This is a genomic window from Daejeonella sp., assembly GCF_030684675.1.
Classification (GTDB): Bacteria; Bacteroidota; Bacteroidia; order Sphingobacteriales; family Sphingobacteriaceae; genus Daejeonella.
Genome location: NZ_JAUXXZ010000081.1, coordinates 141,593 through 165,273, shown reverse-complemented (window position 1 = coordinate 165,273; position 23,681 = coordinate 141,593). Strand labels below are relative to the sequence as shown.

The window sequence follows — 23,681 nt, the reverse complement described above, 5'->3', positions numbered from 1 at the left end:
AGATATCAGCTTTAATGACTTTACTAACAGTGTAGCTCTCTTTTACAGGGGATGGTTTAATCTGCTACCTATCACCCAATAATATGCTCACTAACACCTACAATGTTGAATCTTTCAGCGCAGGGTTGCGCAACAAGCACTAAAGCACCGGGCTATTCAGCGATACGGCTATCCCAAGGCTCAGTATTTTTATTTAATCATGACACTAGGACGATTGCTCAATAGGCTCCAGCTTTAGCTGGGGTCAATGAGGTTGTTCGTTTTCGGGCCAGTCCGAACGGAGTTCATCCGGGCGGGCTTCAGCCCAATATTCAGAGAGATCTGAGGAAAATTACATTGGGCTTTAGCCCAATCGAAAACCGCATCTTCACCCGGAACTAAAACACCGGGCTATTCAACGATAAGGCTATCCAAAAGGTTAGGATTTTTATTCAATCAATCCTTTCGTCCTTAAAGGGTGGCTCAGGTTTAATAGGAGCTTGGAGAGTTGAGATTTGAATAGCTTAATTCATGTTCAATCATGTTCTCAATAATTGAATTAAGTCCGAGTTTAGCTTTCCACTGCAATTCCCTGTTAGCTTTACCAGGGTCTGCCCGACCAATCTGTAAATCGGTAGGCCTCCTTAGCACTTCGTCAATAACGACATGTTCCTCCCAGTTCAAATCCAGAGCTTTGAATGTAAAATCAATAAATTCTTTAAGCGTATGACTCTTGCCGGTGGCTATGATATAATCTTTTGGTTGGTCTTGCTGCATCATCAACCACATTGCCTCTACATAATCAGGAGCCCATCCCCAGTCCCGCTCGATATTGATATTCCCCAGACTAAGCTTATTCAATCTGTTCCTGTGAATCTTGCAGGCTGCTGATATGATCTTCTTGGTTACAAAGTGTTCTGGTCTTAAGGGTGATTCATGATTGAACAGTATGCCTGTACAGGCAAAGAGGTTATATGCTTCTCTGTAATTATCTATTTGCCAGAATGCAGTTGCTTTGGCAATTGCATACGGACTTCTTGGATGGAAAATGGTGTTTTCATTTGCAGGAATGCTGCTATCTCCGAAACACTCACTTGAACCGGCATTATACAATTTGATAGGCAGATTGCTGAATTTTACTGCTTCCAGAAGATTCAGGTTTCCGGTACTAATACTTTCGTGAGTTTCATGGGGCTGATCAAAAGATAAACGGACAGAACTCTGACCTGCCAAGTTATAGACTTCGTCTGGTTTTATCTTGTTGATACATTCGAGGGTATTACCAAAATCAGTAATATTTATAGAGATCAGGTTGATATCGTCTTTTATCCCAAGTTTTTTCAGATTGATAAAGGGGGATGTTTGCGCATCACGGGATGCTCCATAAACATAATAGCCTTTTTCAAGTAAAAATTTAGCCAGGTATGAACCATCTTGTCCAGAGACCCCGCAAATTAAAGCTTTCTTCACGTATCTAGTTTAATAGCCTGTATTCAAATTGAATACGCAGAAAATGATAAATAGTTTACGAAAATGCTAATTTTTATTGATAGCTGCCCTAAAAGTTTTTATTAATTCTTCAGCATTTTTCTCCCAGGAGAAAAGTTTCAATCGTTCGTTTCCCTTTCTGATGAGCTCAGACCTAAGTTTATTGTCCTCGATGAGGGCACTCATTTTTTTACTGATATCTTCAACATTGAAGGGATCGAAGCATAAAACCGCATCGCCTCCTACTTCTGGCAGGCAGGTATTATCTGAGACCAGAACAGGTAACTGGTGGTGAAATGCTTCCAGGACCGGTAAGCCAAATCCCTCGTTTAGAGAGGGGAATACATACAACGAAGCGTACTTATAAAAATAAGCTAGTTCATCATCACTGGCATATCCAGACATCATTACAAAATCTTCCAGGTTTTCACGTTGAATAGCTGCTACTAGCTCCGCAGATCCATCCATTTCATCTTTTGAACTTGGCTGTCCTACAAATACCAGGGAGTAATCTGTATGGCCTTTATCGCGAAGTAGTTTAAAAGCTTCTACCAGTCTTACCAGGTTTTTCCTTTTTTCCAACACGCCAACATGCAATATGAATTTTGATGTGGGTGTCTTGAACGAAGGTATAAAATCGGGGTCTGTTTTTTTTGCTGCTGTCTTTTTTGGTGCAAGGTGAATTGGAATTATCTTATCAGGATCAATTCCCGTAAAATGGACAAGTCGGGTTTTGGAATATTCCGATAAGGTGATGATGTATGGGGCTCTTTTCGCAGCACTCACACCCAATGTCTTGAACATTTTTAGCCATAAAGGATTGCATTGTTCGGGGTATTCGTAAAAGAAGGCATCGTAAAACATAGGTATCGGCTTATATCCCAAATGGATATAAGGAACAAAATAATCGGTACAGAAAAGCAAGTCGCAGTTATTAGCATAGGCCTTTATCGGTAGTACCAGCTGCTTCCAGAAAAAGTACCGTACATGTTCTATTAATTTCAAAAATTTATTTGGGCCTGTATAAACCGGTAAAGAGGAATCAAAAAACTTAATTTCGCAACCATGGCCATCACTTTTAAACTCATTTAATATTTCTTCAAGATAGGTTTTAGCACCAGTTTTAGCAATTTTCAGATCGCGGACATCAATACCTATAATGAGAGACTTATTCATATAATTGCATTTATTATAGAGCTGTCAAATATAAAGTATTATAGTGTTAATATGTTTTTAACTCATATTTTCGGGCCGATTTCTGTTCCAGCACCCTGATAAATAACCCAGATTTTAATGCGTTTGCACTGTCCTGGGTATGATAAATTCGTTTACAGTATACAATTTTAAGTAAGGGCATGGTCATCACTCTCCTTTCTCATGATCATGTTAACAAAAACTCCTGACAGGAACCAGTTTATATAGGTTATGTATGAAAAAATATCTAGACTTGCTGTAAAAAGAGGCAGAGTAATTCCGACTTTCAGTAGGAATATGCATAAAGCTACCATCCTTTCTTTGCCGTCAAGATGCCGGAACCATTTGTAGGAGTAAGCAATTACCGCGAAATGAATGAAGACGTAAAGCAGGACAGCGACAACACCGACCTGTACACCAAGAATAATAAACTGGTTTTCTCCCCCAATTGTAGATCCCAGGCTAACTGCTATTCTTCCCGACATGCCGAGCCCGAGCCCAAAAGGGTTGTTGATAATTGCTGTCAGGCCTTCAATCCATGCGATTAAGTGTCCCAATGCTGACTCTTCCTGTAAAGTGAGTGTTGATAATATATAGTCATACAGATCTGTATTCTCCAGGAGAATGCCAATATATATAAAGCCCAATGCGATAAGTGCATGGGAGGTGTGTAAAATGTACTTTTTGTGAGTTATTAAAGCATATACATATATGATTACAAAATAACTCACCGTTGAGGATCTGGAAATGGAGAAAAATAAAGAAACAAAAGATGCTGCTAAGGCTATTAAGCCAAGCTTGGTGGGATTAAAAGCATTATTTTTCTTCGTAAATAATGCAGCGATAACGCAAATGGAAAGTAATGTAGCTGAAGCATGTTCCAGAGGATCAGAGAAAAAACTGGCAAATCGCTTGAGCCCATTTGCGGATCGTTCAAAGGTCCATGTCAAACCATAATTTCCTTCTTGCTGCTGCCCGAAAAAGTCAAATACATAATCAGAATATCCGGTTAATGATTGAAAGTGCTGGTCAGATGCGGCCTCGTAAACAACTAGTATTGCTGCTGAAATTGCCACAATCAAAATAAAATGGAAATACTTACTTATCTGTAATGTGCGGGGATCTATCAGACGGCCTGTAAAATAAATCAATGCGAAAAATGAAGTGTTTTTATAGGCTAAAAGCCGCTCCATGAAGCCAAAATCTCCCAACGGAAGAAAAACATACAAGCCTGTATACAGGAAATATCCTGCTACGCAATAATCAATGACGTGAAATCGGATCCTTTCTTTTAATCCCAAGACTGATACTGCCAGCATTGCAAGGATTACTATCTCTTTAAAAGGTTGGAATAAAAAAATCAAGGACTTATAACCGGCTTGATTAAGAATTGAAAGTGTTGTATTGTAGATTGATAATCCGAAGATTATAAATAACATCCCGCCCTGAGGATTTTTATGAAAAATATCCTTTATTGCTTTTAAGAAAGCGAAAAAATAAAGGAGCGGAAATACAAACATGCGAGATCGGAACTGATTTTACCGTTTAAAAGTACATAAATCATTAGGTTGACGAAAATATTTGTCGAAAGCATTTGTTTAGGCTTTCAATTCCAGCTTTTTCTCCTTCCCAAAGCTGATTATTAGGTGTAATGTAAAATCCAGCATGAAACCTTATTCCGGACTTTAAAGAAATGTGAGTTCGATATTGAACTATCTAAAGATTAAGATTCACATTAATGAAATAGTCTAATTCCTAAATTTACACGGTTGGTGTTTTTCACCATACCGCGCTTATATAGATATGGCAAAGAAAACACCGACCATAGGTTAAAAGAACAATTTAAGGGCTCATGTTGGTATGTTGACCAAATTAATAGAGCTACTCATTATTGTTTTTTGAAAGTCGTGGATCGTGGCCATCCAGGTAGCGGCATGTACTACTGACCTTTCGAAAATTCATCAGTTTTCATTGATTGATGCTTTGAGATTAAATTTTGCTGCTTTGATAAGCAGCCGCTCTTAGAAGAATATACATTAAATTTATCTACTTTTAAAATTTAAATAAGGATTAAGTTTAAACAAATAGATATTGTTTTTCAGAAGCATTAGAAATTTGGAATTCAATGATTTAGCTTTTTTGACGAAAAGAAAAACAATATGCAAACACAAAAGTCCACCTAATGCAAACACAATCTGGCAAAAAAAATAATTTAAAGTCTTTTCTCGGAGGTCTGTTGATTTTTAGTATATCTATAATTATAGGTTTATTGATTGGGGAAGTGATTATTAGACTGATGTATAAAAAAGAGATGGTATTGTATCCGCGATATCATACTGATGTTACATATGGAGACTTTAAGATTAGGCGGATTAGACCTAATATGACTTTTACGCATACAAGTTTTGAGGGCTCTTTTAATTTTAAAACCAACAATAAAGGATTTAGAAATGATAAGGATATTAATTACAAAAAAGAAAAGGGAGAGATCAGGGTTATTGCTTTAGGTGATTCGCATACGCAAGGCTATGATGTTAACCAGGATGAAACCTTTTCAAGTTTTGCTGAAAACATGTTAAATAAGAATGGTTTAAAAAGCATTGTTATCAATGCTGGTGTTTCAGGGTTTAGCACCGCAGAAGAATTAGTCTTTTTGGAAAATGAGGGGTATAAATATAAACCAGATTATGTAGTGGTGGCTTTGTTCGCAAATGATTATCAAGATAATATTAGAAGTGATCTGTTTGAACTCAGGAATGACTCCTTAGTAGTTAAAAATCATGAATATATCCCAGGTGTCAGCATTCAGAATAAACTCTATAAATATGGAATATTCAGGTGGTTGGGAGAAAAGTCGTATTTGTATGGCTATGCGTTTAATACCGTGTGGGACTTTATTAAAAAACTGAATCAAAAAGCAGCTTCAGGTAAGGAAACTGAACTTGCCATTGCAGTTAATCCAAATACCAACTATTCAGAAGAGCTTATGAAAAAGTTGATAGGCCGTTTCCATGATTACTGCAAAGCACAGGGAATTAAATTAATTATTCTTGATATTCCCCAGCTGGATCCTATTGTCTCTACCTCACCCTCTATTCCAAAAAATTTGGTACCTCATGTAAAAAAAAGTTGCGACACATTGTTTAATTATGATAATATGATCACTGATTACAGCAAGATTTCTTTAATTCACGTTAAACATGGAAGCAGACATATTTCAGCAGAAACTCATAAGATGTTGGGGCAAAAGATCAGTGAATACATTTTATCAGATCACAAGGCGGTAAATTGATTTGCCTCTTTGTTCCTAAAATTTTAATCTATAGAACCGCATAATGATAATACTTGGTATTTCCGCATTTTATCACGACTCTGCAGCTGCTATTATTGAGAATGGAGAAGTAATTGCAGCCGCACAGGAAGAACGCTTTACCCGCAAAAAACATGACCCGGATTTTCCGGTAAATGCAGCCCGTTTTTGTCTTGAATATTCAGGTCGTTCAATTAATGATGTAGATGCTGTAGTTTTTTATGATAAGCCTTTATTAAAATTTGAGCGATTGCTAGAAACCTACTATGCTTATGCGCCGAAAGGATTGAAATCATTCATGATGTCAATGCCGGTGTGGCTAAAGGAAAAGTTATTTCTGAAAAAACTGATATGGGAAGCATTGGATACCATTGAAAAAGTTGACAGGAAAAAAGTAAAACTTTTGTTTCCTGAACATCATTTATCTCATGCTGCAAGTGCGTTTTATCCATCATCATATGAGCGGGCCGCTATCCTGACTATTGATGGTGTAGGCGAATGGGCTACTGCTTCTATTTGTCTTGGAGAAGGTAATAAGATCACTATTTTAAAGGAGCTGGACTTTCCTCATTCGTTGGGATTGCTATATTCTGCTGTTACTTATTTCTGCGGTTTTAAAGTTAATTCAGGAGAGTATAAGCTAATGGGCCTTGCACCTTATGGCAACCATAATTCTGAACAAGTAAAGCACTTTGTAAGTGTTATCAAAACTAATCTTGTTGAACTGAAAGAAGATGGTTCAATTTTCCTTAACCAGGATTATTTCAACTATGCAACAGGATTAAGAATGGTGTATGATGACAAATGGAAGCAACTTTTCGGATTTCCGCGTCGTAATTCAGAATCTCTGATTGAGCAAAATCATTGCGATCTTGCATTGGCAATCCAGCAAGTAACCGAAGAAGTTGTGCTTAACCTTGGCAAAGAAGCAAAAAAGCTAACAAATGCTGATTACCTATGTATGGCGGGTGGCGTAGCACTTAATTGTGTGGCAAATGGCAAGCTTGACGATGCTAAAATTTTCAAACAGATCTTTATCACACCTGCAGCCGGGGATGCAGGTGGAGCTTTAGGAGCAGCATACGCTGCACATTATATTTATTATGGCAATGAAAGAAAGGTTGATCCAACAAGGCTTGACGGTTTAAAGGGGTCTTATCTGGGTACTGAGCATTCTGATATGGAGATAAATACAGTCGCAAAAAAATATCGTGCCCCATGCAAGCAATTTGAAACGGAAGATGCCCTTGTGGAAAAGGCTGCCGCATTGATTGCTGAGGGTAACATAATTGGCTGGCACCAGGGACGAATGGAATTTGGTCCCAGAGCGTTGGGGGCACGAAGTATTATTGCAGACGCACGGAATCCCAAAATGCAGAAAAAACTGAATCTGAAAATTAAATACCGCGAAGGTTTCCGACCGTTTGCGCCTGTAGTACCAATTGAAGATGTTAGCGAATATTTTGAACACAATGATATTTCGCCTTACATGTTGCTGGTAAAACCGGTTAAAGTAAACAGACGCATCCCTTACCCTTCAAATTTCAGCGCGAAGGAATTGCTTGATAAATTATATTTTCTAAGAAGTGATATTCCTTCAATTACTCACATAGATTATTCCGCACGACTTCAAACGGTTCATAAAGAAACAAATCTGAGGTTTTGGAAACTGCTGAATGCATTTAAAAAGATAACCGGTTATTCTGTTATGGTTAATACAAGCTTTAATGTTCGCGGCGAGCCGATCGTTAATACTCCTGAAGATTCATACCGTTGCTTTATGCGAACAGATATGGATTACCTTATAGCAGGTAATTTTATTTTCGATAAAAAGGACCAACCTGAATGGAAGGAAAAAGATGACTGGAGAAAAGAGTTCTTCTTAGATTAACAAAAAATTATCACTCTTAAAAAATAATAATATGGATTTTCTTAAAGATTTATGGGGTTTTATGAAAGCCAGGAAAAAATGGTGGTTAGCGCCGCTGATCTTTGTTCTGTTATTGATTGGAATATTAATTGTACTGGGCGGAAGTTCGGCAATATCACCATTTATTTATACCTTATTTTAACCACATGAACAGGGAAAAGCATTTAGAAACGATTTTGGTATTGGTTTTTGCGCTCGGTGTATTTTTTTGGCTAACTCATAAAACATACCTGCTTCTTGCTGCCGGTATTCTCGCGTTCATAGGAATATTCATTCCTTTTCTTGCAGATAAAATACATTGGGCGTGGATGAAACTTGCTCACTTAATGGGTTATGTTATGAGTAAGGTTTTACTTACCCTTGTATACGTTGTGGTATTGTTGCCGCTTTCATTTCTATCAAGAACATTTAGCAAAAAGAATGGGATACGGCTTAAGCCAGGCGCTCAAAGTTATTTTAAAGATAGAAACTTCACCTATACAAAGGAAAGTTTGGAGAATGTGTGGTAAAGTTGGTTCAAAAATTTCAGATTGCATAAACCACGATTTTATTTAGTACGTGGCGCATAATCACAAATTAAAGATCCTTGGTTGCATTCATTAGACCTCTTAAAGGTAAATAATGCATATGCTTCTCAAAGGAAAATATTCTTCTATTTTTGCAGGCAATATGGATGCAATTTATACAAGCTGTACGGTAAACCATTTATCGCGTGCATTTTCATTGCTCGACTCCGTTCATAAATACCACCCACAAATAAAATTCATTATTTGCCTGGTAGATGTTGTGGATAGATCTCAGCTTCCTGCCGGGGATTACGACCTGGTCTGCGCAGAAGAGATGAGATTGCCTTTTTTTAGGGAGATGTATATAAAGTACGCAACCCTGGAGTTAAACAGTGCCCTTAAACCATATTTTGCGAGCTTTTTATTAGACAAATATCAGATTGACCGGTTAATTTATCTTGATAGTGATATATTACTCTTTAACAAACTGGAACCAGTCTTTGAGGCATTACAAGATCATAGTATTGTTATCACTCCTCATTCCATGAGCACAGTAGAGAGCGGTTTCATTTTTGATGACCGGAACTTTCTCAGATCGGGAATATATAATGCAGGTTTTTTTGCAGTTCGCCGGGATAAAGATGCAGGAAGCTTTTTGGATTGGTGGATGAAGAAATTGAGGAACCAAGGCTTTTTTGAGCCCAGGAAGGGGATGTTCGCCGAGCAACTCTGGATGAATCTTATTCCTTTATATTTTAATAACGTACTGGTTTTGCGTCATAAAGGATGTAATGTAGCTTACTGGAACCTGCATGAAAGAGAAGTTATTAAAAGGGGAGAGGATTTTTTTATAAATAATAATGAGACACCGCTTATCTTTTTCCATTTCAGCGGTGCGGGGATGGATTGTTTTGAGAAAAATAATCCGTCGGTAAGCCAGGATCGGTATACATTTACTGATCGACCCGATATCGTCCCGGTGTTTGAACAATACCTGGAAAATTTAAGAAAATACGCGTTCTTTAAATCAGATTCTTATTACACCATAACAGACAGGTTTAAAACCAAAGTTCCACTGGTAAAACCCGTTGTAGAGTTGGTTCGAAAAATTATAAAGAAATTAATTTTTATAAGGTAGAAGACGCCTGGAACATTGCCAGGCGAATATCAGGATGCGATAGTCTTAGTAGCCCTGCTTACGGCGAATTTATTAACAGTCGTCACAATTCCACGTGCATCGAAGCCACATTCCGCCCAAAGCTCAGGCTGTTCTCCGTGCTCGATAACCTTATCGGGAATACCAAGGCGAACAACGTTGCAGGAATAATTATTATCAGCCATAAACTCCAGCACCGCACTTCCCATTCCACCCTGGATACAACCATCTTCAACCGTGATGACATATTTAAATTTTTTAAATATCTGATGAAGAAGTTCCTGATCAAGAGGTTTTGCAAAACGCAGATCATAATGGGCCGGATGAATTCCTTCTGCATTGAGCTCATAGCAGGCTTTTACAGCTTCGTTTCCGATATGTCCTATACTTAAAATTGCGACATCTTCACCTTCACAGATAATTCTGCCTTTACCAACTTCAATGGTTTTAAGGGGGCGTCTCCATTCAGGCATTACCCCGTTTCCTCTTGGGTAACGGATACTGAATGGTCCCATATTTTCCTGTTGTGCAGTATACATCAGGTTTCTTAACTCCTCTTCATTCATCGGTGCAGAAACGATCATGTTCGGTATGCAACGCATGTAAGCAAGATCATAAGCGCCATGATGCGTTGGTCCGTCTGAACCTGCAAATCCGGCACGATCGAGGCAAAAAACCACATTCAGTTTTTGCAGAGCCACGTCATGAATAACCTGATCATAGGCTCTTTGCATGAATGTTGAGTAGATATTGCAGAATGGAACCATTCCTCTGGTTGCAAGGCCGGCCGAGAAGGTTACGGCATGCTGCTCAGCTATACCTACATCAAATGCACGATCTGGCATAGCCTTCATCATAATATTCATTGATGAACCCGAAGGCATGGCAGGAGTTATTCCCATTATCTTTGAATTCAACTGTGCAAGTTCAACAAGAGTATGGCCAAAGACATCCTGATATTTTGGAGCGGCAGGTTTTTCGCTCGCAGTTTTTTGTATTTCTCCGGTAATCTTATCGAATAATCCAGGCGAATGCCATTTGGTCTGATCTTTTTCTGCCAGGGAATACCCTTTGCCCTTAACGGTTACACAATGTAATAACTTTGGACCTGGTATATGTTTAAGGTCGTTTAAAACCTTGGCAAGGTGTTTAACATCATGTCCGTCAATTGGTCCGAAATATCTGAACTTGAGCGCTTCAAAGAAATTGCTCTTCTTTAATAATCCGCCTTTTATGGTTTTCTCTATTTTTTTAACAACCTCATGAGCATTCGGGCCAAGCTCTGAGATTTTTGACAGAACATTCGAAATGTCATCCCGGAAACGGTTGTATGACTTTGATGTAGTTATATCAGTCAGGTATTCTTTTAATGCGCCTACATTCGGGTCAATCGACATGCAGTTATCATTCAGGATTACAAGAATATTTGAATTTTCAATACCTCCATGATTCAGAGCCTCGAATGCCAGTCCCCCGGTCATTGCACCATCCCCAATCACAGCAACATGCTGTCTATCAGTTTCGCCTTTGTAGTTCGAGGCAACTGCCATACCTAAGGCAGCTGAAATGGAAGTAGAGGAGTGACCTACCCCAAATGTATCGTACTCACTTTCAGATCTTTTTGGAAAACCACTCAGGCCTTTGTAGATTCGGTTTGTATGGAAATCTGTCCTGCGGCCGGTCAGGATTTTATGGCCATAGGCCTGATGGCCTACATCCCATACAAGCTGGTCGTATGGCGTATTTAGCACATAATGTAAGGCTACTGTTAATTCAACAACACCTAAACTGGATCCAAAATGTCCGCCATTTACTGAGACGGTATCAACAATAAACTGTCTTAATTCTGAGCAGATACGTTCAAGATCTTCTTCTTTAAATTTTTTTAAATCCGAAGGGTAATTGATCTGTTCCAGAAATTCGCCCGCCTTAACTTCCATTTAGGGTTTATAATTATTTTCATGCAAAAATAATGTATTTGTTAAACATTTTTATTTTTTTGTATAGACATGTATATTATGTTACTCTCGTTACATTTGATTGAATTATGAATGTAAATGACGCTTTCGAGATCAGACTACCCCAATTTGAGGGGCCATTTGATTTGCTTTTGTTCTTTATCGAAAGGGATGAGCTGGATATTCAGGATGTTCCGATAGCCAAAATCACCGATGATTTTCTCGACTACCTTCATCATATGAACTCATTGAACATTGAGGTGGCAAGCGAATTTATTTTTGTGGCAGCTACTTTGATGCGGATAAAGGCAAAAATGCTTTTACCCAGGCCGGATCTTGATGATGAGGGTAATGAAATAGATCTAAAACGTGATCTAATACAGAAACTAATTGAGTACAAGAAGTTTAAACAGCTTGCCGAACAGTTCAAATTGCTCGAAAATGAGCGTTTTATGCAGGAAAGGCGGGGTAATATCAATCATGATGTTTTGCAAATGGCATTGACTGCTGACCCAGGAGAGGAATTGGAGTCATTCGACCTGTATAAGCTTATGATGACTTTTAATAAAGTTCTTCAGCGAAGTTTGCAGCGTGATAATAAACAGGAGCATATTGTTGAACAATACCCCTATAATATTGAGTCACAGAAAAAGGCTATTGACAGGCTTCTGGCTATAAATAAGCGACTTGATTTCAGGGATCTTGTCACAAATTCTGAAAATAAAGTTCATTTTGTTTACAATTTTATGGCATTGCTCGAAATGCTGCAACAGGATCTGATCTCAATACAAACAGGAATTGGATTTAATAATTTCTGGATTGAAGCTAAAATCGGTTCAATCAATTCTTAATTTGTATTTTTGCTTTATAATTCTTAAAATTTAATAGTTCAAACAAACACCATTATACATCCATGAAGAGAGATAAACTTATTTTCAGCCTGATTGATGAGGAGCAAGAGCGTCAGGAAACCGGTCTAGAGTTAATAGCGTCAGAAAATTTTGTAAGCAAGCAGGTTATGGAAGCTGCGGGCTCAGCACTTACCAATAAATATGCTGAAGGTTTACCGGGCAAAAGGTATTATGGTGGATGTGAAGTTGTTGATGAGGTTGAAAATATAGCAATTGAACGGGCTAAGGAATTATTTAATGCAAGTTGGGTTAATGTTCAGCCGCACTCTGGTGCGCAGGCAAATGCGGCTGTCCTTTTAGGTTTGCTTAATGCGGGTGATAAAATTTTAGGATTTGATCTTTCCCATGGGGGCCACCTTACTCACGGTTCACCAGTCAATTTTTCAGGTAAATTATATAAACCGCATTTTTATGGTGTTGATCGTGAGTCCGGCCTCATCGATTATAAGAAACTGGAGCAAGTGGCTTTAAAAGAAAAACCAAAAGTTATTATTTGTGGCGCTTCTGCCTATTCCCGCGATTGGGATTATAAGTTTATCAGATCAGTTGCTGATCAGATTGGAGCTTTGGTTATGGCTGATATTTCTCATCCATCTGGCCTGATTGCCCGTGGTTTATTAAACGATCCACTTCCTCATTGTCATGTAGTAACAACAACCACTCATAAAACTCTCAGAGGTCCGAGAGGGGGAATGATCATGATGGGACAGGATTTTGAAAACCCGATGGGAATTAAAACTCCAAAAGGTGAATTGAGGATGATGTCTTCTGTTTTAGATATGGCAGTATTCCCGGGCACACAAGGTGGGCCTTTGGAGCATATCATCGCTGCAAAAGCAATTGCATTTGGGGAAGCTTTGAGTGAGGGTTACATGAAGTATATCATTCAGGTAAAGAAAAATGCCGAAGCAATGGCAGCTGCCCTTGTGAATCGGGGTTACCAGCTTATTTCGGGCGGGACAGATAATCACATGATGTTGATTGATCTGCGAAATAAGAATATAACCGGCAGAGATGCTGAAAATGCTCTTGGTGAGGCTGCAATAACTGTTAACAAAAATATGGTTCCTTTTGACGATAAATCCCCATTCGTAACTTCTGGTATTCGTGTTGGTACTGCTGCTGTCAGTACCAGAGGATTAAAAGAAAAACATATGGAAAAAATCGTTGAACTCATTGATGAGGTGATCTCAAATCCGGATAGCGAATCCAATGCAAAAAAGGTTCGTAAGAAGGTTAATGAGATGATGGGTAAACATCCATTGTATCAATAATTAAATTAATTCATACAGAATAATTATGTCTGATAGCGTTGCGGGGAAAGATTTCGAAGATCTCAGATTGAAGGCACTTTATGAATACCAGGTTTTGGGTTCATTACCTGAAAGTGAATTTGATTCCATTACGCGTTTAGCATCATATTTAAGTAAAAAGTCAATTGCTACTATCAGCTTTCTGGATGGAGAGTACCAGTTCATTAAATCACAGGTAGGATTTAGTAGTGAGCGGTCTTCTGTTGAGGATTCTATTTGTCAGTTTGCTATCAAAGGATCAGAGATTCTCGAGATTAATGATACCCTGGAAGATATCAGGACTTTAGGTTTGAAATGTGTTACAGGCGGAGCAAAGCTCAGATTTTATGCCGGTGTCCCAATAATAAATCCAGAGGGATATGCTCTGGGTTCATTGTGTGTAATGGATGTGGTACCAGGTGGCCTTGATGAACAGCAAAAGGGGGCATTGAAGATCCTTGCAGATCAGGTCATGACTCATCTTGAAGTAAAACGTCAAAATAGGATATTAAATGATCTGATTCAGAAGTACGAGGATATCAGTACTATGTTCAACAGTTCGGCCGAACTGCATTGTATTTTAGATCGTAATGGAACCATTGAGCTAATGAACAATATAGTTGAGCGATTGCTAGGCTATACATTAGAGGAAGTTATTGGGCGATCAATTTGGGAATTCTTTTATGAAGCTGATATATTGGAAATGGTTCCTCAACTCGAGAAGGGTTTGGGAAGCGGGCAAAAAAGTTTTGAACTTGAGGGCAGGATCAAATTAAAGGATGGCACAACCAAATGGATGGGCTGGTCTATTGCTGTCAGGAACGCAAAATGGTTCGCGAATGGGCGTGATATCAGCGATAAGAAGAAAATGGTCGAAGAACTCGAGCAATTATCCCTTGTCGCGAATAAGGTGAACAATGGCGTGATCATTAGTGATAATAATAGTAATGTAATCTGGGCAAATGAAGCTTCAAAAGAAATTACAGGATATAGTCTCGATGATCTGAAAGGGCGCAAACTTGGCGACGTATTAAAAGGGAAGGAAACTGACACAGAAGTAATTCTTAATGCCCGTGAGTTAACAAAAAATAAACAATCTTTTTCAGTTGATCTGCTTGCATACAGAAAGGATGGCACTCCAATATGGTTGTCAATTCTGAATTCGGTCATTCTGGATAGGGATGGGAATATCGACAAAGAAGTAGAGGTGATTATTGATATTACTGCTAGAAAAAAATCTGAACTGGAACTTGAAATTTTATCGATGGTCGCCAGTAAGTCGGCAAGCGGTATTGCAATCAGGGATGGTAAAGGCAGAGTTACCTGGGTTAATGCTGCACTCGAAAATATGCTTGGGTATAAGTTTAGTGAAATTGAAGGAAGGCGTTTTAGTGATATTGTTATCGGTGAGGGCACCTCACCGCAGTCACTTGAAATTGCGGAAATGGCAATAAAGGCTAAAAAACCATATAATATTGACCTGCTGATTTATAAAAAAGACCGTTCCGCAATATGGGTCAATGCAGTTACCACACCAATACTTAATGAGAATGGTGAGATAGAGCGGCAGGTAGAGATCATCAATGATATTACAGAACGTAAATTTGCTGAAGAACAGCTCACATTGCTTTCACTTGTTGCCAGCAAAACTATTAATGGTGTTGCTATCAGTGGCAGTGACGGTAAGATCAAATGGATAAACCAGTCGCTAAAGGATTTAACGGGTTATACCCTTGAGGAGTTTCAGAACACCCGTCCGGGAGATCTTTTGGCAGGTGAAGGCACTGACATGGAATTGCTGAAGAAGGCAAGGCAGCAGGCTACAGATTGCAAACCTTCAAATATTGAATTGCTTAGTTATAAAAAGGATGGAGCTCAAATCTGGCTATCCATTTCAAATACACCAACATTTAATAAGGATGGAAGTCTTGACCAGCAGGTTGAGATTATTAATGATATCTCAGAAAGAAAGCTCGCTGAAAAGGAACTGATCAAAACCCGCGAAGAAGCCTTGCAGCTTAGCAAGGCAAAGGAAACATTCCTTTCTGTGATGAGTCATGAAATCAGAACTCCTTTGAATGCAGTAATCGGTATGTCATATATTCTAATGGATGATAATCCTACAGAATCACAAACTGAGAATCTGAAGATTTTAGGATTTTCTGCCCAGAATCTGCTTAATCTGATTAATGACGTTTTGGATTTTACAAAAATAGAGACCGGAAACATGGTTCTTGAGGGCGTTAATGTAAATCTGAAAGAGCTAGTTGCCCAAACCCTGAATTCTCTTCAATTCAAGACTGCAGAAAAGCATGTGGCATTGAAATCAGAAATTGACCATCGTATTCCTGCGAATGTTATAGGAGATAATACCCGCTTATACCAGATTCTAATCAATTTATTGGGCAATGCTGTTAAATTTACGGAAAAGGGAGAGGTAAAACTAAAGCTCGATCTCGTTGACGAAAATAAGAAATTTGTAAAGGTGCGTTTTGAAGTATCGGATACTGGTATTGGAATACCTGCTGATAAGATTGATGATATTTTCAATTCTTATACTCAGGCCAGCACAGATACTACTAGAAAATATGGAGGTACCGGACTTGGTTTAGCGATAACAAAGAGTCTCATAGAACTTCATAATTCGGAAATAAGTGTAAAAAGCGAGTTGGGTAAGGGCTCAGCATTCAGCTTCATTATTCAGTTTGACCGCTCAACAACGTCGGCTGTCAGTGTTGACAATAAGACTCCCTTACAAAAATTAACCGGACTCGTTTTGGTGGTCGATGACAATGAAATCAATCGTCTACTTGCCAGTAAAGTAATAACTAAATGGGGCGTGAGTGTTGACTTTGCAGAAAACGGAAAGGTTGCCTTTGAAAAAGTGCAGGATAAAAAGTATGATTTAATCCTGATGGATCTCCATATGCCTGTAATGGATGGTATGGAGTCTTCCAGAGCCATAAGAAGACTTCGTGGATATTATGCTGAGGTACCTATCATCGCTTTAACTGCATCTCTTTTTGCTCACGAACTCGAAACCATTACAGAATGCGGCATGGATGGATTTGTAATCAAACCATTTGTACCTAATGATCTGTACAATAAAATCAGACCATATCTCAGTGTTAAATCTTAGTTATAACAGAAAAAGCTGACGCCTGTGGCAATCAGCTTTTTCAATCTAAATTAACGCTCTCGCATACTTCTACGGAGCGGGGTTTTATAGGTTTCAGTAATTTTCAATTTTTGATCAGATTATTTTCACTCAGCATAAGCCAGCGTGCAAATACTGACCTTTATTCCGTCTATTTTCAGCAATTCTACACTGCAAGCTTCCATAGTAGCCCCGGTGGTCATTACGTCGTCCACAAGGATAATGTGTTTCTGAATCAGTTCAGAGGTGTTTTTGATGATAAAGGCATCTTTCAGATTTTCATATCTGGCAAATCTTGATTTTTTGGTTTGTGATTCGGTGTTCTCTATCCGAACCAAATGTTGTGTACTTACAGGAAGTTTTAGAACTAAAGCCAAGCCTTTGGATATTTCCTCACTTTGGTTATAGCCTCTTTTTTTCAGTCTTACCGGGTGCAAAGGTATTGGTATGATCAGATCTGCGTTCATCCAACCTTCAGACCTGATTAATTGCCAGGCGTAGAGTTCACCCATTCTGATTCCCACTTCTGGTTTTTTATTGTATTTCAACTGATGCATTAAGTTCTGAACCCTGTTTCCCTTCTGAAAATAAACAAAGGCTATAGCCTGTTCGAAGTTAAACCTGCCCCATAATTGCCTTGCCATCTTGTTTTGAGTATCAATATGAAAATTTGTACGAGGAAGATGATAGATACAATTAGTGCAGATTATTTTTTCATTTCTGAACAGATTTCGCCCACATGCTGCACAAAGATCTGGAAAGAACAGACAAAAAAGATCGTTGAAATAAGCCAGAAACATCTTCATGAGATGAAGATATGAGACATATGTATTGAAAGAGAGGTGGTGTATCTAATTGTTTAGGAAACGGTAAAAATGGACATTGTCATATTGACAGATTATTCTTTTTGGTTGTTTGTTAAAACCAAAGGCTATCGGGTTGCTCATTTTCTAATGCTCCAATTATTGCGACTGACGAAATCAACTTTCTAATCACCCAGGTGATTTCGATTTCTAAACAGAAAAGGGTCGGATAAAACCAGTCATGGTCGGAAGATTATTCTTCCGACTTTTTCTTTTTTACAGGTATTGATTTATTATTATAAATATCTGATTATCAGTGTTTTAAGTTTGTTTTTGTTATATTGATTTACTATCTTAATAGCTGATAATCAATAAGATATGGCAATTTTCAAAGATCATAACATTAAAGTAAAACAGCTTCTAGGTTTCATTCCCGAGGCATTGATTGCAAATTTGTCGCAGACCACCAGGATCGATAACAAAAGCGGCAAGAAGGCGGTCAAATACAGCATTGCTTTTGACGGCATCCTACCCTGTCATTCCAATGTGTTCACCAGCCCAAAGTATGGCAACGAAGATAACGCGCTGCTAGAGGTTGTAATGGACATGTGAAAAAAGAAACCGGTCGCCAAAACATCTATTTATTGGATAGGGGGCTGCAATCAACCAGGACAATGAAAGCTTTTACCATGGAGCGTGTAGCCTTCATCTGCCGGGCAAAGGAAAACAGGAAGTTTGTTGAACTGGAATCATTCATGGCTGAAGGACAAGACCTTGATATGGGGGAATCTAGACTTATCAGGGATTGCAAGGTGCAATTATATACGGGCATCCTCATTAATAACAAACGCGGCAATAAGCATTATAGAGAAGAACTCGTAGAGAGTCACTTCCGCCTTGTTGTCGTAGAAAGCAAAGCAAGGTAAAGAATATTGGTTGCTAACTAATGACTTTGACCGCTCTGCAGGAGAAATTGCACAAGCGTACAGACGAAGGTGGGATATAGAAGTATTCTTTCGCTTTTTAAAACATAAAAAATGGCCGGAATTTCTTCCGACCATGACTGGGAGAAATCCGGCCCTCTCTGATTGGTTTATTATGGTTAGTTCTTTAAGATTTGCGGGTAAGAAGTATTATTTCTTCCGGTATTGGCATCAAAAAGTGATTTACTTTCTGCATTCGCATTAACTAAAAGCCTGCTTGCCCTGTTGTTGTATCCGTAACGGGTGGGGTTTTCGATAATCTCTTTCATTGAGATTAGCTTATAAACATAAGAAGCTGTTTCTCTGTTCAACTTCATTTTATAGTAGTTGTCCTGGCTTTGTTTATGCATCTGACGTTTAAGACTGCCCTCACCAATATTATAGGCAGCAGCAGCCAGTGTCCAGCTATTAAACTCACGATATAAAGATTTGATGTATTTTGCAGCAGCAATACTCGATTTACGAATATTTTGCCTTTCATCAAGCTCAGTGGTTACTTTAAGTCCAAAATCCCGCGCAGTTTGTGGCATAAATTGCCAGTAACCTGATGCCCCTTTAGGTGAGGTTCCACCCTGAAGTCCGCTTTCAACCAAAGGCACATATTTAAAATCAGCAGGAATTCCGTATTGCTTCAATATAGGTTCAATGATCGGGAACCATTTTTCTGCCTGCCTGTGAAGTTTTGAAGTCTGTAATGCCTCGTAAGAATGAGCGCTTAAAATAGCATTCATTTTCAGCTTGATGCGCTGATCTCCCAATGGTAGAGTTTCATTAGCGAAACTCAGTGTATTGAAATAGGGTTCGATTGAAAATTCGTCGTTTTGAGCCCCCTGAATCGTTTTTAAATAATTATCAAAAGTTGCAGGAGTACTATAAATAAACATCTTGGCAGTTAACAGCAAGCCCAACATCACAGAACACGTTATCAAGTGTTTCTTTATCATTTTTACCTCTCTTTTTAGTTCCAAATAAGGATATTTTTTACAAAGGTATAAAATATATATCTAATTATCAAATAGTTATGAAATCGGCCCTGTGATGGAGCTGTTTTTGAAGTAATTTTCTGATGGAGTTTAGGATCTGATTTTCAATATTAAATCAGCTCTGTTTCCGTATTTTTGCTTACATTTGTGGTTCTCTTTTAAGGAGATAAAAAGCGTATCATGCCATTCAAAAATAAAAGGAACAGTCGCGACGACAAATCCGAAAAGTCTAAGCGAACTACAAAACCGGCTTCAGGTTCTGGTTCGAAAAGTAACTCTTACAAATCAGACCGTCAGGAAAGTACCAGCAACACCAAGAAGAAGTTATTCTCAGACGATCCAAAGAAACCATTTAAAAGCAGTTTCAGAAGTTCTGATGATAAATCAGGTTCCAGCTTCTCCTCAGAAAAGAGAAGTCCAAAGAGTTTCGGACGTTCTGATGATCGCCGTTCAGCTTCTGATCGTCCAGAAAGGAAACCATTCGGTGATAAAAAACCACATGGAGGCAGGCCACAAACAGGAGACAGAAAACCTTATTCTGACAGATCTCAAACAGAAAAAAGACCTTATTCAGATAGAAGCGAAAGTGGCAAAAGGTCGTTTTCTGAAAAACCTCAAGGAGATAGAAAACCCTTTTCAGGATCTAAGGACACCGAAAGGAAACCGTTCCAGTCCCGTGATAATAAATATTCTGACAAAAATGCACCTGTAAAAAGATTCAATGATAAGCCGTTCAAATCACGTCAGCCCAGTGAATCTTCCGAATTCGATCGTCCTAAATACAGATCTGATGACAGAAAATGGAGTTCAGAAGAGCATTTAGGAAATAAGCGAAGTAAAAAGCCTGTAGCAGTAAAAGATGACGGACTAATCCGTTTGAATCGTTTTATTGCCAATGCAGGTATTTGTTCGAGAAGAAAAGCCGATGAATTGATTGCAGCAGGAGTGGTTTCTGTGAATGGTGTTCCGGTAACTGAGCTCGGATATAAAGTTGATCCTGCTAAGGATTTAATCCGTTACAACGGAGAGAACCTGAAAAGAGAGAAAATGGTTTATGTTTTACTGAATAAACCGAAAGATTATATCACTACCACTGACGATCCTCAGGAACGTAAAACGGTTATGAGTCTGGTTGAGAAAGCTTCGCGTGAGCGAATCTATCCGGTAGGGCGTCTTGACAGAAATACAACGGGTTTATTGCTGATGACCAATGATGGTGATCTCGCAGAGAAATTATCCCACCCCCGAAATAATATTACAAAACTATACCAGGTTGAATTGAACAAAAGTTTATCTCAGGGTGATTTGAATAAAATCCAATTTGGAGTTGAGCTTGAAGATGGTGTAATTAAGCCTGATCAGGTTAGTTATGTTGCGGGAGGGAGTAAAAAAGAGGTTGGGATTCAAATCCATAGTGGAAAAAACAGGGTGGTCAGGCGGATTTTTGAGAGTCTTGGTTATGAAGTAGTCAAACTTGACCGTGTAGTCTATTCTCAGCTGACTAAAAAGGACCTTCCAAGAGGTCGCTGGAGATATCTGGAAGAAAAAGAGATCATTCAGCTTAAACACCTGATTAAATAAGATTTAAAGCCTTTGGGATTACCCGAAGGCTTTTTTGTTAATTTGCAGAATGATTCTGACGGATACCCATACCCATTTATATTACGAAACAGATCCTGCAAAACTGACAGAGCTGATGAAAAGAAGTCTGGATAATCAGGTTAGCCGACTCTTTTTGCCCAATGTTGATTCCAAATCAATACCATTGGTTTTTGGGCTGGCAGAGAAATATCCGCAGCATTGTTTTCCTATGCTGGGTTTGCATCCCTGTGATGTGAAAGAAGATTTCAAAGAGGAGTTAGCACATATCTATAAAGAAGCAAACATCAGAAAAATTTATGCTATTGGCGAGATCGGTATTGATCTTTACTGGGATAAATCTACTTTAAACATACAACAGGAAGCCTTTCGCACTCAGATTGGCTGGGCTAAGCAAATGAGTCTGCCCATCGTGATCCATTGCCGGGAAGCATTTGATGAGATCTTTGAAATTCTGGATGAATTAAAGGATGATAAACTCAGGGGTATCTTCCATTGTTTTACCGGGGATGCTGATCAGGCAGAAAAAGTAATCAGCCTCGGATTTTATCTTGGTATTGGTGGAGTGCTGACCTATAAAAATTCAGGTTTGGATAAAGTTGTACAGGATATTTCATTAGAGCACCTTGTTCTTGAGACTGATTCGCCATACCTAACACCTGTTCCATTCCGCGGAAAACAAAATGAAAGCAGTTACCTGGTTTATGTGGCACAGAAGCTTGCAGATCTGATGCAGATTCCTATTGAAGAAGTTGCCAGAATAACTACCCTTAATTCTGAAAAGGTCTTTGGCGTTTAGGCATTTGATATTAACCAAACTCAATTCAGGAAATGATTTCATTTACCTTCTTTTTCTATCTTTACAATCCAATAACCAATTAATTACACAATGACCAATGTTCTGATAATTTATACCGGAGGTACGATCGGTATGATCAATGATCCGAAATCCGGAGTATTGGTTCCCTTTAATTTTGAGCAGATCACTGATCATGTGCCCGAACTAAAAAGGCTTAAGTATCAGTTTACAGTACACTCATTTGATCCTTTGATTGATTCATCCAATATGAGTCCGGAGATCTATAAGGAGCTGGCATTGCGCATTCAAAGAGATTATGATCAGTATGATGGTTTTGTCATCCTGCACGGTTCAGATACGATGGCTTATACTGCCTCAGCTTTGAGTTTCATGATCGAGAATCTGGACAAGCCTGTAATTTTTACAGGATCGCAGCTACCCGTAAACGGAATACGTACCGATGCGAAAGAAAACCTGATTACTGCTTTGGAGATCGCAGCAGAAAAAAGAAAAGGCAAAGCCATGGTACCCGAGGTTTGTATCTACTTTGATTATAAATTATTCAGAGGTAACCGTGCATTCAAGTACAATTCCGAGAAATTCGAAGCATTCAGATCGCCAAACTACCCGATACTTGCTGAAGCCGGTGTTTATCTGAAGTTCAATAGAAACTATATTCTGAAACCGAATTCCGAACCTGTAAAATTTCATACAAAGCTGGATAGTGCGATTGGAATATTGAAATTATACCCTGGAATTAGTCCGGCAATTGTAAAGTCGGCCCTTTCAGCAGAGTGTAAGGCGGTAATTATGGAGACTTTCGGATCTGGGAATACATCCACTCAAAAATGGTTTCTGGATCTCTTGCGCGAAGCAATTATGGGTGGCAAGCTTATTTTGAATATTTCCCAGTGTAAGGTTGGTACTGTGGAACTTGGACGATATGAAACCAGCCGGGAACTCAGGGAAATGGGGGTAGTCAGCGGGTACGATATGACCTTTGAAGCTGCAGTAACCAAACTGATGTATCTACGGGGTAATTTTAAGAGCAATAAGAAGATCGCAGAATATCTTGAAACTGATCTGAGAGGTGAACTCACAGTTTACTAGAATTATACAAAATTTTTATGTGAAATAAAGCTCGTGTTTTCGAGGGGTAAGCTATTCAAATACATGGCAAATTGAGGATAATAAGCCAGACTCATTATCCTCAATCATTTATTTTCCAAACCAGATTCTATTTCTAAGATTAGAACCCAAAAATGGGACCATAGCTTTAAAACCTTCTTTTAAGGTAAAGCCCAAACTTCTCATTCTGAGAATAATTAGAACCGGTATATAGACAATTATCCAAAGACTTATCACTAGCTTGAAATATTTGTCTCCAAAAATTTCATCTAGATAAGCAATTAGAATGCCTACAAGAAATGAAGGAATTATCAATAAAATAAAAAAAGTTATTCGATTCATAACCATGAGTTTACATTTTTAATTGATAATAGTTTTTTAATCAGATTTCAGATCAGAATTAATCTGAACATTTAAACGTAGACTCTCATTAAGACTACCGCAATTAATTAAAAATATTTGCTGTTTATTAATTGGTTTTATGTTCTATCACAGTTGTACGTCT

General features: G+C 38.5%; 20 protein-coding genes. 14 read left to right on the top strand and 6 right to left on the bottom strand.

Annotated elements, in window-relative coordinates:
- Positions 1–468: 468 nt before the first annotated feature.
- The 3 genes from Q8M41_RS17810 to Q8M41_RS17800 all read right to left on the bottom strand — a co-directional run bounded on the left by Q8M41_RS17810 (position 469) and on the right by Q8M41_RS17800 (position 4,100).
- On the bottom strand, positions 469–1,449 hold the full coding sequence (locus tag Q8M41_RS17810) for a GDP-mannose 4,6-dehydratase (protein WP_305366658.1): 981 nt from the start codon (positions 1,447–1,449) through the stop codon (positions 469–471).
- A 66-nt stretch (positions 1,450–1,515) separates the two neighbouring features.
- Positions 1,516–2,643, bottom strand: coding sequence for a glycosyltransferase family 1 protein (locus tag Q8M41_RS17805; protein WP_305366657.1), 1,128 nt, complete (start codon positions 2,641–2,643; stop codon positions 1,516–1,518).
- Positions 2,644–2,810: 167 nt separating this feature from the next.
- A complete protein-coding gene (locus tag Q8M41_RS17800) occupies positions 2,811–4,100 on the bottom strand; it encodes an O-antigen ligase (RefSeq protein WP_305366656.1) in 1,290 nt (429 codons plus the stop codon).
- A gap of 944 nt (positions 4,101–5,044) precedes the next feature.
- On the opposite strand from Q8M41_RS17800, the gene Q8M41_RS17795 reads away from it, so the two are divergent.
- The 5 genes from Q8M41_RS17795 (at position 5,045) to Q8M41_RS17775 (ending at position 9,545) form a co-directional block, all read left to right on the top strand.
- Complete coding sequence (locus Q8M41_RS17795; protein WP_305366655.1) at positions 5,045–5,953, top strand: GDSL-type esterase/lipase family protein; 909 nt, start codon at positions 5,045–5,047, stop codon at positions 5,951–5,953.
- A gap of 43 nt (positions 5,954–5,996) precedes the next feature.
- Positions 5,997–7,862, top strand: a complete 1,866-nt coding sequence (locus Q8M41_RS17790; RefSeq protein ID WP_305366654.1) for a carbamoyltransferase N-terminal domain-containing protein — start codon at positions 5,997–5,999, stop codon at positions 7,860–7,862.
- Positions 7,863–7,893: 31 nt separating this feature from the next.
- Complete coding sequence (locus Q8M41_RS17785; RefSeq protein ID WP_305366653.1) at positions 7,894–8,043, top strand: DUF5989 family protein; 150 nt, start codon at positions 7,894–7,896, stop codon at positions 8,041–8,043.
- A 4-nt stretch (positions 8,044–8,047) separates the two neighbouring features.
- Positions 8,048–8,410, top strand: a complete 363-nt coding sequence (locus Q8M41_RS17780) for an SxtJ family membrane protein (protein ID WP_305366652.1) — start codon at positions 8,048–8,050, stop codon at positions 8,408–8,410.
- A gap of 112 nt (positions 8,411–8,522) precedes the next feature.
- Positions 8,523–9,545 carry a hypothetical protein gene (locus Q8M41_RS17775; RefSeq protein WP_305366651.1) on the top strand — a complete coding sequence of 341 codons (1,023 nt, stop codon included), beginning with the start codon at positions 8,523–8,525 and terminating at the stop codon, positions 9,543–9,545.
- A 29-nt stretch (positions 9,546–9,574) separates the two neighbouring features.
- Here Q8M41_RS17775 and dxs read toward each other — a convergent pair whose 3' ends face one another.
- Positions 9,575–11,503: a 1-deoxy-D-xylulose-5-phosphate synthase gene (gene dxs, locus Q8M41_RS17770; protein WP_305366650.1), complete on the bottom strand. Its 1,929-nt coding sequence runs from the start codon at positions 11,501–11,503 to the stop codon at positions 9,575–9,577.
- Positions 11,504–11,610: 107 nt separating this feature from the next.
- Between dxs and Q8M41_RS17765 the strand changes: the two genes are divergently transcribed.
- The 3 genes from Q8M41_RS17765 (at position 11,611) to Q8M41_RS17755 (ending at position 16,863) form a co-directional block, all read left to right on the top strand.
- Positions 11,611–12,372 carry a ScpA family protein gene (locus Q8M41_RS17765; protein WP_305366649.1) on the top strand — a complete coding sequence of 254 codons (762 nt, stop codon included), beginning with the start codon at positions 11,611–11,613 and terminating at the stop codon, positions 12,370–12,372.
- 62 nt (positions 12,373–12,434) lie between these two features.
- Positions 12,435–13,706: a serine hydroxymethyltransferase gene (glyA, locus tag Q8M41_RS17760; protein ID WP_305366648.1), complete on the top strand. Its 1,272-nt coding sequence runs from the start codon at positions 12,435–12,437 to the stop codon at positions 13,704–13,706.
- 25 nt (positions 13,707–13,731) lie between these two features.
- Positions 13,732–16,863: a PAS domain S-box protein gene (locus Q8M41_RS17755; protein WP_305366647.1), complete on the top strand. Its 3,132-nt coding sequence runs from the start codon at positions 13,732–13,734 to the stop codon at positions 16,861–16,863.
- Positions 16,864–16,988: 125 nt separating this feature from the next.
- On the opposite strand, the gene Q8M41_RS17750 is transcribed toward Q8M41_RS17755, so the two are convergent.
- Positions 16,989–17,687 carry a ComF family protein gene (locus Q8M41_RS17750; protein ID WP_305366646.1) on the bottom strand — a complete coding sequence of 233 codons (699 nt, stop codon included), beginning with the start codon at positions 17,685–17,687 and terminating at the stop codon, positions 16,989–16,991.
- 375 nt (positions 17,688–18,062) lie between these two features.
- On the opposite strand from Q8M41_RS17750, the gene Q8M41_RS17745 reads away from it, so the two are divergent.
- The 3 genes from Q8M41_RS17745 (at position 18,063) to Q8M41_RS17735 (ending at position 18,872) form a co-directional block, all read left to right on the top strand.
- A complete protein-coding gene (locus Q8M41_RS17745) occupies positions 18,063–18,296 on the top strand; it encodes a hypothetical protein (protein WP_305366645.1) in 234 nt (77 codons plus the stop codon).
- Between the two features lie 62 nt (positions 18,297–18,358).
- Complete coding sequence (locus Q8M41_RS17740; RefSeq protein WP_305366644.1) at positions 18,359–18,610, top strand: hypothetical protein; 252 nt, start codon at positions 18,359–18,361, stop codon at positions 18,608–18,610.
- Positions 18,611–18,620: 10 nt separating this feature from the next.
- Positions 18,621–18,872, top strand: a complete 252-nt coding sequence (locus Q8M41_RS17735) for a transposase (RefSeq protein WP_305366643.1) — start codon at positions 18,621–18,623, stop codon at positions 18,870–18,872.
- Here the strand turns inward: Q8M41_RS17735 and Q8M41_RS17730 are convergent.
- Positions 18,787–19,611 carry a lytic transglycosylase domain-containing protein gene (locus tag Q8M41_RS17730; protein WP_305366642.1) on the bottom strand — a complete coding sequence of 275 codons (825 nt, stop codon included), beginning with the start codon at positions 19,609–19,611 and terminating at the stop codon, positions 18,787–18,789. The two genes, Q8M41_RS17735 and Q8M41_RS17730, sit on opposite strands and share 86 nt — an antisense overlap.
- Positions 19,612–19,830: 219 nt before the next feature.
- Between Q8M41_RS17730 and Q8M41_RS17725 the strand changes: the two genes are divergently transcribed.
- The 3 genes from Q8M41_RS17725 (at position 19,831) to Q8M41_RS17715 (ending at position 23,158) form a co-directional block, all read left to right on the top strand.
- A complete protein-coding gene (locus Q8M41_RS17725; protein WP_305366641.1) occupies positions 19,831–21,231 on the top strand; it encodes a pseudouridine synthase in 1,401 nt (466 codons plus the stop codon).
- 49 nt (positions 21,232–21,280) lie between these two features.
- Complete coding sequence (locus Q8M41_RS17720; protein ID WP_305366640.1) at positions 21,281–22,048, top strand: TatD family hydrolase; 768 nt, start codon at positions 21,281–21,283, stop codon at positions 22,046–22,048.
- 90 nt (positions 22,049–22,138) lie between these two features.
- A complete protein-coding gene (locus Q8M41_RS17715; protein ID WP_305366639.1) occupies positions 22,139–23,158 on the top strand; it encodes an asparaginase in 1,020 nt (339 codons plus the stop codon).
- The last annotated feature ends 523 nt before the right edge of the window (positions 23,159–23,681 follow it).